The organism is Pseudotabrizicola sp. 4114 (assembly GCF_031457365.1).
In the GTDB taxonomy this organism is placed as follows: domain Bacteria; phylum Pseudomonadota; class Alphaproteobacteria; order Rhodobacterales; family Rhodobacteraceae; genus Pseudotabrizicola.
In genome coordinates, this window is record NZ_JAVDWP010000004.1 from 255,166 (window position 1) to 271,300 (window position 16,135).

The window sequence follows — 16,135 nt, forward strand, 5'->3', positions numbered from 1 at the left end:
TAATTTACCTTCTGTCAGAATGGGTTATGTTCCGGCGCGTGTTTTAATCAGACACATGCCGGACATTCTCCCTGTTCTGCCAGCTTTTGAGGCAGCGCATGGCCAATCTTCCAACACCCTTTGACGCTTCGACCGGTGCCCTTCGCATCCCGCAGGTAACGCCCACAGATGAAGCGGTCTCGCCCGCTGAACATTTGGCCGCGACCCGTTACAGGTTCATCCCGGCGGAAATGAGGGCAACGCACTGCTGGATGGTGGCCCGGGACAAGAAGCCGTATCAGGTCACAGCCAATTCGCTGATGCAGGGCAAGGTCATCGTAACCGACCACCCCGTCAATCCCCATGATCCCGCGATGCACTGCACGTTCGATATGACGATGCAGGCTATCGCAGCTGACCCAACCCTTGAACTGGGCTTCGTCCTGGGTGTCGGCAACACCTTCGCTTGTGTCGATCTGGACGACCTAGACAAAGTGGCCCCTAAACATCGGGAGGGTGCGGCTGGACAGCAACGCCTTATCCGAGAACGGCTTACGCCGATTACTTATAGCGAAGTATCAATATCGGGGAAGGGTTGGCACTTTGTCGGGCGATGCCCCAAACCCCCAACTGACAAGGCCAGCGGTAAGCACTCAGAATACCGCATTGATCTCCTTCTCCGTTCCTTCCTTGTCGTGACGGGCGATCATCAGCCCGACGCCCCAAACGCGACCACGGAGATTGCGGACATTTCATCGCAGGTGAAGTCGCTGCACAGCAAGTTCAACGAGGTGGACGGCACCGATGCAGCCCCACCTGTGGTCGCTACGATCACCACGGCCCAGTGCAGCGAGAAGCGACTTATCGCCCGCCTTGGGGGCGACTGGGACTTGGGACCAGTATATCATGATGGCAACAAGGCGCACGACTGGTCAGAAGCCTTGTATGGCTTTTGCTGCTCTGCAGCGCAAATAACCACCGATGGAGATACGGTTTACCGGGTCATCGCAAATAGTGGATTTGTGCGGCGGGCCGAAGATAAGGGTGGTGAGTCTAGAGTTGATAAACTGCACCGCACCTTCAAGGAAACTTGGCACAGGGCATTGATAGCGAAAGAACCGGATCGCCAGAAAGCCGCAGCGTCATCGACCGATGGTGAGATTGACCTTGATCGGCAGTACACTCGTGCCGACCTGTGGCAGGACGAGCATAAGGCCGTTTTGAACCAATACGTCATTCATTTGGTTCGCAAAGAAGCGGAGCGTATGATCCGCGACGAGCTGCATAGCAATTCATCAGCTGAGGTTATCGCACCCCTGTTTCTCTATATCTCGGAGAGGGAAAGAGGCTCACTCGCCAAACTATACGGAAAACTCGAGCAGCACGAGCTGGCATCGGCTTGCACAGACGCGCAAATCAAAGCTCTTCATCTTGCCCATGACATTACAGTTCCGCAGCTTGATCAGTATATCTGCCAAGCTGTCAGGTGGATTCATCGGGATCGGAACTTTGAGTACCTCAAGTCATGGTTTGATGCCAGATTCTACATTGTAAAGAATCATTTTGGAAAGGTGGTTGTTTTTCAAATAGATGATCCTAACGCACCGGAGCAGCTTATAGGAGACTTTCAGAAAGCCTTCTCCGAATATGTCTACTATGGTGAGATCGACCATAAGAAAGACGAAATTGAAAAGAAACCTTTTGTTGGCGCATGGATCAGCACAGCTGGGAATCATCAATACATTGGCGCGCGCATGATGTATGACACAACCGCCCCATCTGTGAATACGTCGACCGGACGCATCAGGAATCTCTTTACGGGATTTGCTATTGAAGCTGACGAGACCTTGATTGACGGAGGCTCTGCTTGGCCCCTCATATCCGAACACCTTTGGAGGGTTATCTGCTCCGAGAACCCCGAAAAGGCCGACTACCTGATTAAATATCTGGCTCACCTCATTCAGCGCCCTTGGGAGTTGCCCAAGGCTGCCATTGCGATTTACTCAGGGGCGCAGGGTGCAGGGAAATCGCAACTTGTAGTCTTGGTGAAAGAGTTGATTGGTGCGAAGTATTGCTTTGAAACAAGCGATCCAAAGCATGTATTCGGTCAGTTTACAAGCAGCACCATGGAGAAGTTGGTAATTCACGGGGCCGAAATGCTTGCGACCGTTGATGACGCATCAAATGCCAAGGCGAAGAACATTATCACTGACGAGTTTGTTGCGCTTGAGGGTAAGTTCAAGGACGTTAAGACGGCCAGAAACTACGCGCGCCTATTCTTGACCACAAACCAACGTCATGCCGTGCAGATCGAAGCAAGCGACCGCCGTTATCTTGTTCTGCGGGTTTCGGCAATCTTTGGTCCAACCCATTCGTTTTGGGACGCATACTATCCAAACGAAAGGACAGGGTATTTGGGCTATCGGGCTGAACTTCCGGCCTTCATGCGCTACTTGAGGGATTTGGATATTTCCAACTTCAACCCCCGCGCAATACCCCAGACAGCGGAAAAGGGTGAACAGAAACTATTGTCGCTCAAGGGTGCAAACGAGCTTCTTTTTACCATCCTGTCAGAAGGGCAACTGCCGATTTGGTCTGAGCGTCAAGGAAACAGCATCCACGGGGATGTGTGGGTAACGCCGCTGGCAGAATGGAAGCGGTGTCTCAAGCTGCAACCCAACTTGAAGGGTGTCCCGTCTCAGGTCGGGATGATCTTCAAGCCGATCACTCACGGGGCGAACCGGACAATGCGCATGAGCATTGGCGGGATCGACAAGGGACAGATTCCCGGTTCGTATCACTGCACCTGCCTGCCGCCCCTTGCCGAAGCCCGACGCCGCTTCTTGGATCACCTCAGCATCCCCGCGCATGACTGGGGCGATGACCCCGACTGCGAATGGAACCGGGGCTGATGCCCGCCCGCGTCCCCCTGTGGACGCTCGCATGATCGCCCTGCCGCCCGTGCGCTCGCTGTAACCTGTATTGCAGCAGCGTCACGGGCTTTCGCGCCCCCTGACATACGCGAGCGCAGACAGCGCGTGTAGGGGCGGTTTTTCGGGGGCTGTGAGTGGCAGGGGGTCATCCGCGCGCCAAGAACACGCGGGGTAGTTCGTCACCCCGCACAAACTGCCTGTTCTTGAGGTGCAACATGAAGCCCCCGTCTCTGGCATAGATCTGGTTGCGCGAGTGACGCGCAACAGCCGTGTTCAGGGCGACGACTTGTTCAGGGCGATAGTCCGACCGTTCGGGCAGGTCCTCAAATAGCCCGACAAGTGCCAGTTCCGGGGACAGCGTGAACATCACAATGGTATTTTGCAAACCGTGACCCGGCGACCATGGGTTCGGTTGCTTGACCTTTTCGGTCCAGCTCAACACGGCTGGATCATCACAGGTGATGAATTGATGCCCGGCTGGCGCACAGGCAAAACACCAACTGCGTTGCGAAAGCTGTTCAAGCACCGGCTCAACCATTTTAAGTTCAAGGCCAATTAGATGAGTCTGATCTATAACAATCTCATAGTTCTTTTCGTCGTGAAACCTCTTCATGTCCTCATACGTCAGGTCGTCCTTTACAGGGACGCCGCTCTCGCGCATCTGCTTAGTTTGGGATTCCCAAATCTCTTTCGTTGAAATCGACAGTCCCATAACGCGCTCAACAACCTGCTTGTGAAATTCACTCATGTTTCCGCGAAGACGAGGATTGCGAACAGATGTCAACGCAATGAGGTTCATAATTGAGTTGAAGTGTTCAGGGCTGGGAAATGCCTTCGCTTCGATGACCTGCTGTAGGTGCGGGGCAATCTTGGCCTCAATCTCGGACATGGCGTCTTCGATGTGATTTGGCTCAACACCATGCGCTTCGACCCGGTTAAAATGCCTGCGGCTTCCAATATTCCTAACCAGCGTTGTGAATGACTTTTTGATATCGCTGTCAAATACAAAGACTTGAGCCTGTCGGCCAACGCCAGCAGAAAAACCCCGAAGGTAGAATTGCGGAATGTAGTGATGGTTCGCTTTAGTGGCCAATGCCGCACCAGTGGTTAAGTGTAAACTCCTTCCACCACTAGCGCGGGGCGCGAACGCTTGGCAAGCAAGTTCAGGTTGCGGGATCAGGCCGTCAGAGTGACCACAGGGTTATGCTTCACGGGCAAGCGGTGGTGTTCGCTGACCAGTTCGATGATGGTTTCCATGTGCTCGAGGCTGACGGGCTGGGGCATTTTGCGGCACATGCGCTTGACCGATGCGACCTTGTAAACCAGTTCCCCGGCCCACGACCAATCCCCGGCCTGCCTGCAATGGTGGGCCATGTCATCATAGATCACCCGCCAACGCTCAAAGCGCTCCTGCGCTTCTGGGGTCAGTTTGGGTTCATAGGCGGCGAAGTCGAGGGGGATCATAGTAGCCATGTCGCGTCCTTGTCGTAGATGCCCAGATGCTCGACCGTCGTGTATCGGCCAGTCGGGGAACGTGGATTGATCAACTCTTTGGAATAGATCAGGGGTTCAGAAGCTATCATCACTTTCAGGGCCTTATGCAGCAGTACCCCTAACGTCTCGTCGCTGACGCCTGAGCCAAAATGATGCTGGGCCAAGGGCAGCGCTCTCTTGACCACTGTGGACGTTTTGATCGCCTTTTTCTGCTCAAGCAGTGTTCTGAGGATAAAGGCAGAATAGGCGCGATTGTGTGGGTCGATGGCGCGCCCATAATCTAGGGGAAGCATGGCGTCGCCCGTTTCAGGCTTCCACAGGTAGGCATGAAACTTGCGAGTCCCCTCCCGCCCGTCCAGAGCGTAGACATGGACATGATCCAAGCCATGATTGCCGCGATGGTTGCGGCAGTAACCCCATAGCTCTTTCAGGGAGTCGAACAGGTCATTCCTTGAGTGCCAGAACCGCCCATAGAGAAGGTTCGACTGCGGGAGGTTTTCAGACAAGGGAGGACCATATAGTTGAACCCCGCCCATCAGCGCCCGATACTGGACCGCATGATCCAACAGACTGCGGAATCTGTATTCCTCTATTGAGCCGCCCTGCTTCATCGCTAATTCCCCTTATTGCGATTATTTTAATTTAACCACCCCACTCAATCAAACGGTAATTTCGTTCATTCATGGCGAATTAGATCATAGGAGATTGATTGAAATGCGTTCGCCCGTATAATGAGGTGAATTATGATTGCGAGGGCGATATGGACGAGCAGGACGAGGAGCGAATTATCCTTGGCTTGACACTGCGGGCTAAAGGGGGCGACGTTGACGCCGCCAAACTGCTCTTTGCCGAGAAAGCGAAACGTGTCCGGCCTGTCAGGTTTCAAGAATGCCAATCGCTTGATGAATTGAAGATCGAGTTTGAAACCTATATGGGGATGGATGACATTACCCGGGCTGAGTCCGAACATGCCGCAAAGGCATTCGACCGCCTGTTCAAGCTGATCACGGTTCGAGACGAGGCACAGAAGCAAGCTGCTGCCGCAACGATGAATATCTCTGGTCTGCTGCTTGTGCCGTTTACTGATCCCATCTCTTGGGAGGCAATGGCTGAGAAGTCACAAGCTGCGCTCAGGGTCCACGCTCGGAACTGAACCTACTTGCTCTCGCCTCGCTTTGCCGTTCCCTTTTAGCATCCACAGTGGGGTGATGAAAAGCGTCTGTGCTTGGCGATGACTGCATATCGATGTCCCCTCATTAGCTTATTTGGTCTAACGAGAAATTGGTTTATGAACCATATCAGATCTAATTTGGTGGGCGGCATCAAAGCGGAAATAGCGAATAACTCCGCGTCAAAATAGCGAAAAACTTCATGTACCGAGCGACGTACCTCATGTGTTAGAAAGTTCTAAAGCCCCAAATCTTACAGGGAACCGATTGATTTGTATAGACGAATTGTCGATTTTGCGATCTGTAAGATTTCTCCTGAAACCCTATATTATTCCCCCTCCACTTCAATATTTCTCTATACTCTTTAATTTCCATCTAACAAATCTAACACTCTTACAACATTGATTATATTGAAGTATTTTCAATAGGATCAAGAGAGATTTGTAAGAAAGGTTCAAGCGGGCGGGTATCAGTGCCGTTCCCGCGGATGGCCCAAGCACCGGATCGCCCTGCATATCCTTATTCGGCCCCTGCCCCGCACCACTCACACTGTGGACGCTAAGGGTCCGGAAGTGTTGTGCTGCGCTTCATGTGTGGGGTCGTGATCGTCGTCCGCGTGTCTTGGGTTCGCTGCTGCTGTGCGTTTCGACTGAGGGCGAGGGACATGCGTTCGCGCGTGACGGCTGAGCGCTGCGTGTCGTGCATGGATGCCGCGCTGTGATGCGGATTTGCGAGCGTGTCATGGGGCGTCGCATATCGCGTGTCATGCGAACATCAGCGCCGCTGTGATCCAGGTTTCAGCCCCATGTCTGATTCCGGCCCTCAGCTGTCTGCTCGGGCATTGTCCGCTGTACCGAATCCGATTGTTTCGACCTTTGGTGGTGCGAGGTAGTCGGTAGCGATGTATGATGGAGGCGCACGAAGATGCCCCCCCCCTAGGTAGGTGGGGGGTGGGGGTCAGGCTGCCGGGGTTAATCGACTTACATATGGGGCGGATTTTTGGTCGGGTTTTCCCCTCGGCGCAGGATTTGGCATCCCGATCAGTGCCTTGAGGTGCGCCTGCGCGCGAATCCGACTGTCCGAGGCATTGCCAGATACCCATGTGGAAACCGCCAAGATGTCTGCCATATGTCTGACAGTTGCGATCAAGCTTTACGGGCAACCCGAAGACTTCTCGCGTAAGTCATTGTTTTTATTTGATTAAAAATGGTGCCCCCAGCAGGATTTGAACCCGCGACCCCCTGATTACAAATCAGGTGCTCTACCAGCTGAGCTATAGAGGCACTGCGCTTGAAATAACCGCGCTTTGCGGCGGGTGCAAGCCCCTCAGCGGTTGGCGCGGGCCATCAGGGCGACGGCCAGCAGACCGACCGCCATCACCATCAGCGCGGCGGGGGCGGCCTCTTCCAGCCGCTCCAGACTGGCGAGTTCAAACACCCGCGTCGCAAGCGTGTTGTAGTTGAACGGACGCAACAGAAGGGTGGCGGGCAATTCCTTGACGCAATCGACAAACACCACCAAAAGCGCCGTCGCGACAGAACCGCGCATCAGCGGCAGATGCACGGCCCTGAGCGCGCCGCCCGGCGAGCGCCCCAGCGACCGCGCCGCCATCGGCAGTGAGGGCGAGATCCGGCCGAAGGCCGCGTCGACCGCCCCCTGCGCCACGCCAAAGAACCGCACCGAATAGGCCAGCACCAGCGCCGCCGCCGTACCGGTCAGCATCAGCCCCGGGTCCCAGCCCGTCACCGCCAGCACCGCGTCGGCCAGCTTGTGATCCAGCGCCGCCAGCGGGATCAGGATGCCGACCGCCAGCACCGCGCCGGGGGCGGCATAGCCCAGCGTGGTCACCGGCAAGACCCAGCGCGCCGCCGCCCGATGCGCCATCCGCAAGCCGTAGACCAGAAAAATCGACGCCGCCACGGTCAGGCAGGCCGCCACCCCGCCGGTGATCAGCGTGTTGACAAAGGCCCGGGTCAGCCCCGGCGACAGCCAGACCTCGGGGCGGCGCAGCGCGTGCCAACTCATCATCGCCACCGGCAGCACAAACCCGGCCAAGACCGGCAGCAGGCACAGCGCACAGGCGATCCAGCCCGCGCCGCGCGGCATCACCGCAGGCTCCACGGGCCGCGCCGAGCGCCCGACGCGGTGAAAGCGGGCATTGCGGCGGCTGACCCGCTCCAGCCCCAGCAAGACAAAGATCAGCACCAGCACCACGCCCGCAATCTGCGCGGCACCACCGGCGTTGTTGCCGTTCAGCCAGGTCGAGAAAATCCCGGTGGTCAGGGTCTGCACGCCGAAATACTGCACCGTGCCGTAATCGGCCACCGTCTCCATCAGCGCCAGCGCCACGCCCGTTGCAATCGCAGGCCGCGCCAGCGGCAGGCCGACCCGGCCAAACAGCCGCCACGGACCGCAGCCAAGCGCGCGCGCCACCTCATAGGATCCGCCCGACTGTTCGCGGAACGCGGCGCGCGCCAGCAGATAGACGTAAGGGTACAGCGCCGCCGACAGCACCACGATGGCCATCCCGCGCGAACGCACCTGCGGGAACCAGTAGTCGCGCGCCGACTCGTATCCCATCAGCCCGCGCAGGCTGGTCTGCACCGGCCCGGCATATTGCAGGAAATCGACCAGCGCATAGGCCCCCACATAGGCCGGGATCGCCAGCGGGAACAGCAGCACATAATCCAGCCAGTTGCGGCCCGGAAAGCGGTACATCGTGGTCAGCCAGGCCGCCCCGGTGCCCACCATCGCCGTCAGCACCGCCACCCCCAGCATCAGCACCAGCGTATTGCCCAGATAGCGCGGCAGCACCGTCGATGACAGATGCGGCCAGATGTTCTCGGTCGGGTGAAACGCGATCCACAGCACCGAGGCCATCGGGGCCAGAACCACCACCGCAATCGCAATCGCGCCCAGAGTCCACAGATCAGGGCGCGGCAGGCGCAGGGTGGGGCGGCGGGGAACTTGAGTGTTTTGCTGGGTCATCCTGTCCCCCCGATAGCACCGCGCGCCCTGCCCTGTCCAGATCAGCCGCCAGATCAGCCGCCCCGCAAGCGTGGCCTGACGGACTCTGTCGGCAATTCTTCTGCGGCACTCTGTGTCATCCCCCGTGTCATCCCAAAGGAATGGGCCTATAGTCCGCCACAATCAAGAACAGGACAGGTCCAGAGCAGGATGCGTATCGTCTATCACCTTGGCGCCCATTGCACCGACGAAGAACGTCTGCTGCGGTGCCTGCTGAAAAACCGCCAGACCCTGGGCGAGCAAGGCATCGTGGTGCCCGGCCCCGCGCGCTATCGGTCTTTGCTGCGCGACACCGCCATCACGCTCAAGGGCCAGCCCGCCGGGCGCGACACGCAGGCGCTGGTGCTGGAACAGATCATGGAAGAGGACCGGGCCGAACGGCTGATCCTGTCATGGGATAATTTCCTGTCCTTTCCGCAATGGGTGCTGAAAGAGCGGCTTTATCCCGCAGCGGCGGAACGGGTCCGCGCCTTTACCCAGATCTTCCCCGAGATCGAGGCCGAATTCCATCTGGCCATCCGCAACCCCGCCACCTTTCTGCCCGAGCTTTATGCCAAACTGCGCGACAAGAGCTTTGAGCAGTTCATGGCCGGCATTGATCCGCTGGATCTGCACTGGTCCGAGGTGATCGAGGATGTGCTGGTCAACAACCCCGGCGTGCCCTTTACCATCTGGTGCGACGAAGACACGCCGCTGATCTGGCCCGAGGTGCTGCAGGCAGTGTCAGGCCACGGCGAAGGCACGGCGCTGACGGATACTGACGAGCTGATCAGCATGATCATGTCGCCCGAAGGTCTGACGCGGATGAACGCCTATATCGACAGCCATCCGGTGCAGACGGCAACCCAGCGCCGCCGCATCGTCTCGGCCTTCCTCGACAAATTCGCCCTGCCCGATCAGGTCGAGATGGAGCTGGAGGTGCCGGGCTGGACCGAAGACACGGTTGCCGCCCTGACCGCCGCCTATCACGAAGACGTGGCGCGCATCCGGGCGATGCCGGGGGTCACCTTCATTTCGGCCTGAGCAAATGAAAAAGGGGCGCAAGCGCCCCTTTGCCGTCTGCGTTCAGGCCATGCCCAGCGCGGTCTTGTACATTTCCAGCACCGCTTCTTCTTCGGCGATCTCATCGGGCTTGCGCTTGCGCAGCGCAATCACCTTGCGCATCACCTTGGTGTCGTAGCCCCGACCCTTGGCCTCGGCAAACAACTCCTTTTCCTGCTCGGCGATGTCTTTCTTTTCAGACGCCAGCTGTTCGGCCCGTTCGATGAACTGGCGCAATTCGTCGGCTGTCACGGAATAGTTGTCAGTTACGTCGCTCATCATCGCCTCATGCTGTGCTGTTTGGCGCCATCCCTACCGTGGCCCCGTGATGGGTTCAAGGCTTGCGCGCAAGCCAAAGCTGGGCTAGGCGGCGCGGAACCACTTCCAAAGGATGGCGACAGATGGACATGCTGATCTGGGGCGGCGCTGCATTGACCATGGCTGGCGTTCTGACGCTGCTGTGGTGCATCCTCCTTGCCATGCGCGCCCGCAAATCCGCCTTGCCGGAGGATCAGATCAAGGCGCAGCTGCAACGGGTGGTGGTGCTGAACCTCGGCGCGCTGGCCGTGTCCGGCCTTGGGCTGATCGTGGTGGTCACCGGCATTCTGCTCACCTGACAGCGCCCGAAAACCCGCGCCCGCTTGATACCAGCGCATCCAGCGCCGGAACCGGCTTCCACACATCAGCCTCTTCGCCCCACAGCCGCAGATCGCGGCGCAGGATCATCAGCCCGCGCTGATCGGCTTGATGCAGCGGCCCGCCACTCTCGGACGGCAGGCCCAGCCCGTGGACCGCGACCAGATCGACATCGCCCGCCGCGTGCGCAAAGCCCGCCGCCAGCATCCGCGCGCCCTCATTGGCCAGCGCGGCCAGCCAGCGGCTGATGATCTCCTCCGCCGACATTGCGCGCGGGCCAGCGCCCGGCTCGGCCTTTGGCAAGGCCGGGGCCGCCAGACCAAAGCCGGTCAGCGCCGACAGGATGGCCCCGGGTTCGACACCCGACACCAAGAGCGCGCGCAGCGCGGCCCCGCCAGCCCCCGCCAGCCGCCCCGAGATCCCCAGCGGTGACTGCACGCCTGTCAGCACCACCATCTGGCCAATCCGGCGCAGAAATGCCTGCGCCTGTGCCGCAGCCCCCGCCGGGCAATGGACCGGCAACCCAAGCTCGGCCACCCGCCCCGACAGCACCAGACGAAACGCGCCCTTGGGCAGCTCGCCCCGCCCCATGATCAACAGCGGCGCCGCTGCAGGCACCAGCGGCACCGGCGTATCGGCGGCCACCACCACCAGATCGGCCCGCGCCAGATCATCCGGGTCAGAGACCGCCCGCAGCCGCGCCCAGTCGGCATCCCGCTGCGCAGGCGACAGGCTGCCCGCCTGCACCGCCGCCTCTTGCCGCGCCGCGATGTTCTGCAACACCGGCACCAGTCTGCTGCGGTCACGCTCCAGCACCGTGACCGGCAACCCCCGTGCCAGCGTCATCAGGGCCAGCGCCGACAGCTGTGGCGACGCGCCCACCAGTGCAGGCCGCAGCACCGGCCCGACCCTGACCGCCCGCAATGGCTCTGGCACCTGCGCCGCTGCCCGCTCGGCCCGCACCAGATGCGCCAGCGCCGCCGTCTGGGGCAGCGCCGCCCGCTCTGCCGCAATCGCAGCCTCGAAGGCCAGACCCTGTTCTGCCGGCAACAACAGCGCCGCCTCGGCGCAATCAGCCAGCGCCATGCCAAGGCTGCCCGGAGCCGCCGTCGCCCGCAGCCCCTTGACCGCCGCCAGATAGGCCCGACCATCCGCCAGCCCCTGCGGCGCACGGGTCTGCGGCCCTTGGGACTGCACCCAGACCTGCGCCGCCGCCAGAACCTCTGCCGCCGTCTCGCCTTCGACGATCTGATCCACCAGCCCGATCACCAAAGCCTCGGGTGCGGCAACCGGCCTGCCGCTGGTCAGCAGCCGCAGCGCATGCTCTGCCCCCACCAATTGCGGCAATCGCTGGGTGGCCCCGGCCCCGCTGATCAGCCCCAGACGCGCCGCCGGAAAGCCGATCCGCGCGCCGGGTGTGGCGATCCGCGCCCGCGCCGCCAGCGCGATTTCCGCCGCCGCCCCAGACACCATGCCTTCAAGCAGCACGAACACCGGCACCGCAGACTGCTCCACCGCCAGACACAGACTGGCCAGCGACGGCCACGCTGCATCGTCCGGCCCCGGCAGATCAGGGCCACCATCGGGGTGCAGCGCCATCACCCGGTCCGCCGCGCGCACCAGCACCGCAGGCAGGCGCGGGTCGAGGGCCGCCAAAGCCTCCAGCAGCCGGTTGCGGTGTGCAGCATCCAGCCAGACCCCGATGGCAGGGCGGGACAACGTGATCTCGGCCAATGCGTCCGTTGTGGTCACATCTACGCCGTTGCTCACTGTCATATCCTTGTCACCACACCGCCCTGCGCACAGTGCAGCGCAACAGCGGGCGCGGTCAAGCCGCTGTGATCACCGGGTATTGCTGCAAGCCACGGTCAGACCGGCATATTGTCAAAGCCAGCCTCGATTTCGGCATCAAGCGCTGCCCGCTGTTCTGGTGACAGCGGGGCAGACGGCGGGCGCAATCCCGGCAAAACCTCGCCCAGCGCCTGCATCTCTTTCAGCAGCGGTGCAAGAGCGCTATGGCCATACGATACGCTGTCTGCCGCGTCCGCCGCCAGCTGCGCGATCCGCCGCAGATCCTGTTGCGTTCCCATCATTTTCTCCCTCTCAGTCGCTCAAAGCCGCGCAATCGCGGCAAAATGGCGTAAACGGCAGCACATCCAGCCGCTGGTCGCCAATCTCGGCCTCACATCGGGCGCAGTGTCCGTAAGTACCCGCTTCGACCCGGACCAGCGCCGCATCAATCATCCGCAGCTCTGCCAGGGCCGCGACACCCATGCCCTCCAGCACCTCATCGCTCTCGCGTTCGGTGGCCAGCTCTTCCCAGTCGCGGTTCTGATGACTGTCCAGCTCGGCTTCGATTGAGGTCATCCGCTCCGCAAGTGCGGCGCGGCGGTCCAGAAGTTGAGCTTTGCGATCTGCCGGTGATTTGCGCATACTGTCCCCCGAGTGCTGCGCCAATCTCGCACCGGACCGGACAGCCGGCATTGATACAGGTCAAAAAGCGGCAGCAATCCGCCAGTTTATATATTCAAATCTTGCAATATGTCTGACCTACGCCTATCTTGGGGCTCAGACAACACACGGGAGATGACCATGACCCCCACCGTTCAGGGTTTCTTTGACGAAGCCACCAATACCATCACCTATGTGGTGACCGAGCCGACTGGCAAAGCCTGCGCCGTGATCGATTCCGTGCTCGATTTCGACTATGCTTCGGGGCGCACCGATACCCGCTCGGCCGATCAGGTCATCGCCTATATTCAGGACAACGGCCTCGATCTGCACTGGATTCTGGAAACCCACGTCCACGCCGACCACCTCTCTGCCGCGCCCTATATTCAAGAGCGTCTGGGTGGCAAGATCGGGATCGGTGACCGCATCACGATCGTGCAGGACACCTTTGGCAAGATCTTCAATGAGGGCACCCGCTTTCAGCGCGACGGCTCGCAATTCGACCAGCTGTTCCACGAAGGCGACAGCTTTCACATCGGTCAGCTGCGCGGCGATGTGCTGCACACGCCCGGCCATACCCCGGCCTGCCTGACCTATGTGATCGGCGATGCGGCCTTTGTCGGTGACACGCTGTTCATGCCCGATTTCGGCACCGCGCGCTGCGATTTTCCCGGCGGCTCGGCCGCCACCCTGTTCGATTCCGTCCAAAAGATCATGTCCCTGCCGGATCAGACCCGGATTTTCGTCGGCCATGATTACAAGGCACCGGGCCGGGAAGAATTCGCCTGGGAAACCACGGTCGGCGCGCAAAAGGCGCTGAACATCCATGTCGGCGGCGGCAAAAGCCGCGAGGAGTTTGTGGCCATGCGCGAAACCCGCGATGCCACGCTGGCGATGCCCCGTCTGATCATTCCGTCGCTGCAGGTCAACATGCGCGCAGGACAGATGCCGGAGCCGGAAGACAATGGCACCACCTATCTGAAAGTGCCGGTGAACGGGCTGTAACCGGCCCCTCTTCCTTTACAGACAACAGGACTGCATATGCTGGAACAAGACTGGATCTGGGGCTTTGTCGGGGGCCTGATGATCGGCGGCGCGGGCGCGCTTTTTCTTTTGATGAATGGCCGGATCATGGGGGCCTCGGGCATTGTCGGCGGCCTTGTCGATGGCTCTGGCCGCAGCAACCGGGGCGAGCGGCTGGCCTTTCTGACGGGTCTGATCCTGTTCCCGCCGCTGTTGGCCAGCTTTTATGACCACGTTGACACGCGGCTGACCGGCAACATCTGGCTGCTGGTCGCCGCCGGGCTGTTGGTGGGGTTTGGCACGCGGCTGGCCAATGGCTGCACCTCGGGCCATGGCGTCTGCGGTATCTCGCGCCTGTCGTGGCGGGGCCTGGCAGCCACCATCGCCTATATCGCGGCGGGCGGTGTGGTCGTTCTGATGTTCCGCCACTGGCTGGGGGTGATCTGACATGAAGCGCATGGTGTTTTCCGCCCTCTCCGGGGCGTTGTTCGGCGCGGGACTGCTGGTGTCGGGCATGGTCGATACCGTCAAGGTGCAGGGCTGGCTCGACGTGTTCGGCGCATGGGATCCGACACTGGCCTTTGTGATCGGCGGCGCGATCCTGCCGATGGTCCTCGCCTGGCAGGTGGCAGAGCGGCGCAAGACCTCGGTCCTTGGCACCCCCATCCCGGCAAAGCCCGCGCAGAAACTGGACCGCGACCTGATCCTTGGCTCGCTGCTGTTCGGGGCGGGCTGGGGGCTGGTGGGCCTGTGCCCCGGCCCGGCCTTTGCGGCGGCTTTCCTGAACGGCGCAAGCGGTCTGGTCTTTCTTGTTGCGATGCTCGCCGCTATGGTCGCCACGCCCGCATTGCGCCGCGCCCTGCCCCCCAAAGGAGATACCGCATGGACATCCGCCCGCTGACACCCGACTACGCCGTCTCCCCCCAGATCGACCCCGAGGATTTTGCGGCGATCAAGGCGGCGGGCTATACCCGGGTGATCAACAACCGCCCCGACGCGGAAATCCCGCCCTCGCATCACACCGCGGCCATGCGGGCGGCGGCAGAGGCGGCAGGGCTGGAATATGTGGCAAACCCGGTCATCGGCGGCGCGCTGACGATGGCCAATGTCACCGCACAGGCCGAGGCGATCACTTCTGCCACCGGGCCGGTGCTGGCCTATTGCGCCAGTGGCAACCGCTCGTCGATCTGCTGGGCGCTGTCTCAGGCGGGCGAGATGCCGACCGATGATCTGATCGGCATCCCGGCACGCCATGGCTACAACCTCGAAGCGCTGCGGCCCCAGATCGAGACCCTGGCCAAACGCTGACGTAAATCGCCCCCGCCTAATCGGTTCCTGTGGCGGGAAAGCTTGCGAAATCAAACGCCAGCGGCGCATCGCCTGCTGGCGTTTCCAGCTCCCATGACGTTGCGGACAAGTCCGCCGGTGCGGCGGCGGCAAACGCCATCTGCGCCGGAGCCGCCTGTTCCTCCCGCCATTCGCCCGATGTCAGGCGGATCGCGCGCATGCCCCGGTGCTGGCCCAGCTTGCCTTCGGCCACGCAGCGCCCGTCCATCCCCTCAAACCTGATCCGGTCCAGCGCGGCATTGGGCAAAGGCAGCACCGAGTTGACCGACAGGCGCATCACCTCGGTCAGTGGCATCGACATCCGCGCCACCACCGCCTCGATCTGGCAGGTCGCGGCATCGACCTGCGCGGCAAGGGCCGCGGCAAAGGCCGGGCGGGCCACCGCATCGGGCATGGCATTGGCCTTGCGGCGTGGCTTGCGCCCCCGCCCCTCTGCCGGGAGGATCAGAATCATGTCCCCCACCCGCGCGCCATGGGCCAGCGACAGCCGGGCGGTCAGCGCGCGATAGCTGATATCTTCCAGCAACAGCCCCAGCGGCCGCGCCTCTTCGATAAAGGACGCATAGCGAAAGCCGCTGGTCCAGATCAGATCGCCCTCTTCCGCCAGGGCCTCTTCCAGATGCGACAGCGCCAGATCGGCCAGGGGCGACAGCATGGCGGCATCGGTGCGGGTGGGTTTGCGCGGCTCGGGCGTCTGGTTGCCGCATTTGCCCATCGTCAGCACCTCGATCAGCGCCGTCAGCAGATCGGGCGACAGGATCAGCAGGCCCAGCCCATCCTCGGGGCCCTCCAGCATCAGGATCAGCGCGCGTTCTGGCGGCAGGTCCAGCAGTTCGGCCAGCGACAGCCGGGTCATGCTCAGCGACGCGAAATCGACCGGCAACTGCATCATGTCGCGCGTCGCGCGGGCAAAGGCCACCCGCCACGCCCGGTCTGCGCCCGGCCCGCCGTCAACGGCGGCTTGCTGCCCGGTCAGCAGCTTTTTACGCATCACCTCACCCGCCACGGCGATCCCATCCTTGCCCGCTTTGCGCC

At 61.0% G+C, this 16,135-nt stretch carries 17 protein-coding genes and 1 tRNA gene; 8 read left to right on the top strand and 10 right to left on the bottom strand.

Going from position 1 to position 16,135, the window contains the following annotated elements; genetic code table 11:
- Positions 1-98: 98 nt before the first annotated feature.
- Positions 99-2,891, top strand: coding sequence for a DUF5906 domain-containing protein (locus J2X53_RS11365; protein ID WP_349037604.1), 2,793 nt, complete (start codon positions 99-101; stop codon positions 2,889-2,891).
- A 166-nt stretch (positions 2,892-3,057) separates the two neighbouring features.
- Here J2X53_RS11365 and J2X53_RS11370 read toward each other — a convergent pair whose 3' ends face one another.
- The 3 genes from J2X53_RS11370 to J2X53_RS11380 all read right to left on the bottom strand — a co-directional run bounded on the left by J2X53_RS11370 (position 3,058) and on the right by J2X53_RS11380 (position 5,017).
- A complete protein-coding gene (locus tag J2X53_RS11370; protein WP_349037605.1) occupies positions 3,058-4,005 on the bottom strand; it encodes a DUF4238 domain-containing protein in 948 nt (315 codons plus the stop codon).
- 83 nt (positions 4,006-4,088) lie between these two features.
- Positions 4,089-4,376 carry a hypothetical protein gene (locus tag J2X53_RS11375; RefSeq protein WP_349037606.1) on the bottom strand — a complete coding sequence of 96 codons (288 nt, stop codon included), beginning with the start codon at positions 4,374-4,376 and terminating at the stop codon, positions 4,089-4,091.
- Positions 4,373-5,017, bottom strand: a complete 645-nt coding sequence (locus J2X53_RS11380) for a hypothetical protein (RefSeq protein WP_349037607.1) — start codon at positions 5,015-5,017, stop codon at positions 4,373-4,375. The genes J2X53_RS11375 and J2X53_RS11380 overlap by 4 nt, the downstream gene beginning before the upstream one ends.
- 149 nt (positions 5,018-5,166) lie before the next feature.
- Between J2X53_RS11380 and J2X53_RS11385 the strand changes: the two genes are divergently transcribed.
- Entirely contained in the window at positions 5,167-5,559 is a 393-nt protein-coding gene (locus tag J2X53_RS11385) for a hypothetical protein (RefSeq protein ID WP_349037608.1), read from the top strand.
- A gap of 1,223 nt (positions 5,560-6,782) precedes the next feature.
- Here the strand turns inward: J2X53_RS11385 and J2X53_RS11390 are convergent.
- Positions 6,783-6,858 (bottom strand) — tRNA-Thr (locus J2X53_RS11390).
- Positions 6,859-6,901: 43 nt separating this feature from the next.
- Positions 6,902-8,563, bottom strand: a complete 1,662-nt coding sequence (locus tag J2X53_RS11395) for an iron ABC transporter permease (protein WP_349037609.1) — start codon at positions 8,561-8,563, stop codon at positions 6,902-6,904.
- A gap of 189 nt (positions 8,564-8,752) precedes the next feature.
- On the opposite strand from J2X53_RS11395, the gene J2X53_RS11400 reads away from it, so the two are divergent.
- Complete coding sequence (locus J2X53_RS11400) at positions 8,753-9,625, top strand: hypothetical protein (RefSeq protein WP_349037610.1); 873 nt, start codon at positions 8,753-8,755, stop codon at positions 9,623-9,625.
- A gap of 42 nt (positions 9,626-9,667) precedes the next feature.
- Here J2X53_RS11400 and J2X53_RS11405 read toward each other — a convergent pair whose 3' ends face one another.
- Positions 9,668-9,922 carry a DUF2312 domain-containing protein gene (locus tag J2X53_RS11405; RefSeq protein WP_118152849.1) on the bottom strand — a complete coding sequence of 85 codons (255 nt, stop codon included), beginning with the start codon at positions 9,920-9,922 and terminating at the stop codon, positions 9,668-9,670.
- Positions 9,923-10,044: 122 nt separating this feature from the next.
- Here J2X53_RS11405 and J2X53_RS11410 point away from each other — a divergent pair, with 122 nt between their 5' ends.
- Complete coding sequence (locus tag J2X53_RS11410) at positions 10,045-10,260, top strand: hypothetical protein (protein WP_349037611.1); 216 nt, start codon at positions 10,045-10,047, stop codon at positions 10,258-10,260.
- Here J2X53_RS11410 and J2X53_RS11415 read toward each other — a convergent pair.
- From J2X53_RS11415 to J2X53_RS11425, 3 genes are all read right to left on the bottom strand, one after another.
- Positions 10,253-12,049 carry an enoyl-CoA hydratase-related protein gene (locus J2X53_RS11415; protein ID WP_349037612.1) on the bottom strand — a complete coding sequence of 599 codons (1,797 nt, stop codon included), beginning with the start codon at positions 12,047-12,049 and terminating at the stop codon, positions 10,253-10,255. The two genes, J2X53_RS11410 and J2X53_RS11415, sit on opposite strands and share 8 nt — an antisense overlap.
- A 98-nt stretch (positions 12,050-12,147) precedes the next feature.
- Positions 12,148-12,369 (bottom strand): hypothetical protein, encoded by a 222-nt coding sequence (locus tag J2X53_RS11420; RefSeq protein ID WP_349037613.1) that lies wholly within the window; start codon positions 12,367-12,369, stop codon positions 12,148-12,150.
- A 13-nt stretch (positions 12,370-12,382) separates the two neighbouring features.
- Positions 12,383-12,712 (bottom strand): TraR/DksA C4-type zinc finger protein, encoded by a 330-nt coding sequence (locus J2X53_RS11425; RefSeq protein ID WP_349037614.1) that lies wholly within the window; start codon positions 12,710-12,712, stop codon positions 12,383-12,385.
- 159 nt (positions 12,713-12,871) lie between these two features.
- Between J2X53_RS11425 and J2X53_RS11430 the strand changes: the two genes are divergently transcribed.
- The 4 genes from J2X53_RS11430 to J2X53_RS11445 are packed head-to-tail and all read left to right on the top strand — an operon-like array spanning position 12,872 to position 15,061.
- The gene (locus J2X53_RS11430) at positions 12,872-13,735 is read left to right on the top strand and encodes an MBL fold metallo-hydrolase (RefSeq protein ID WP_349037615.1); all 864 of its coding nucleotides are present in this window, start codon (positions 12,872-12,874) and stop codon (positions 13,733-13,735) included.
- 39 nt (positions 13,736-13,774) lie between these two features.
- Positions 13,775-14,200, top strand: coding sequence for a YeeE/YedE thiosulfate transporter family protein (locus tag J2X53_RS11435; RefSeq protein ID WP_349037855.1), 426 nt, complete (start codon positions 13,775-13,777; stop codon positions 14,198-14,200).
- Position 14,201: 1 nt separating this feature from the next.
- Positions 14,202-14,654 (top strand): DUF6691 family protein, encoded by a 453-nt coding sequence (locus J2X53_RS11440; protein ID WP_349037616.1) that lies wholly within the window; start codon positions 14,202-14,204, stop codon positions 14,652-14,654.
- Complete coding sequence (locus J2X53_RS11445) at positions 14,636-15,061, top strand: protein tyrosine phosphatase family protein (protein WP_349037617.1); 426 nt, start codon at positions 14,636-14,638, stop codon at positions 15,059-15,061. The genes J2X53_RS11440 and J2X53_RS11445 overlap by 19 nt, the downstream gene beginning before the upstream one ends.
- Before the next feature lie 16 nt (positions 15,062-15,077).
- Here the strand turns inward: J2X53_RS11445 and J2X53_RS11450 are convergent, their stop codons facing one another.
- Positions 15,078-16,091 carry a FliM/FliN family flagellar motor switch protein gene (locus J2X53_RS11450; RefSeq protein ID WP_349037618.1) on the bottom strand — a complete coding sequence of 338 codons (1,014 nt, stop codon included), beginning with the start codon at positions 16,089-16,091 and terminating at the stop codon, positions 15,078-15,080.
- Positions 16,092-16,135: the final 44 nt, after the last annotated feature.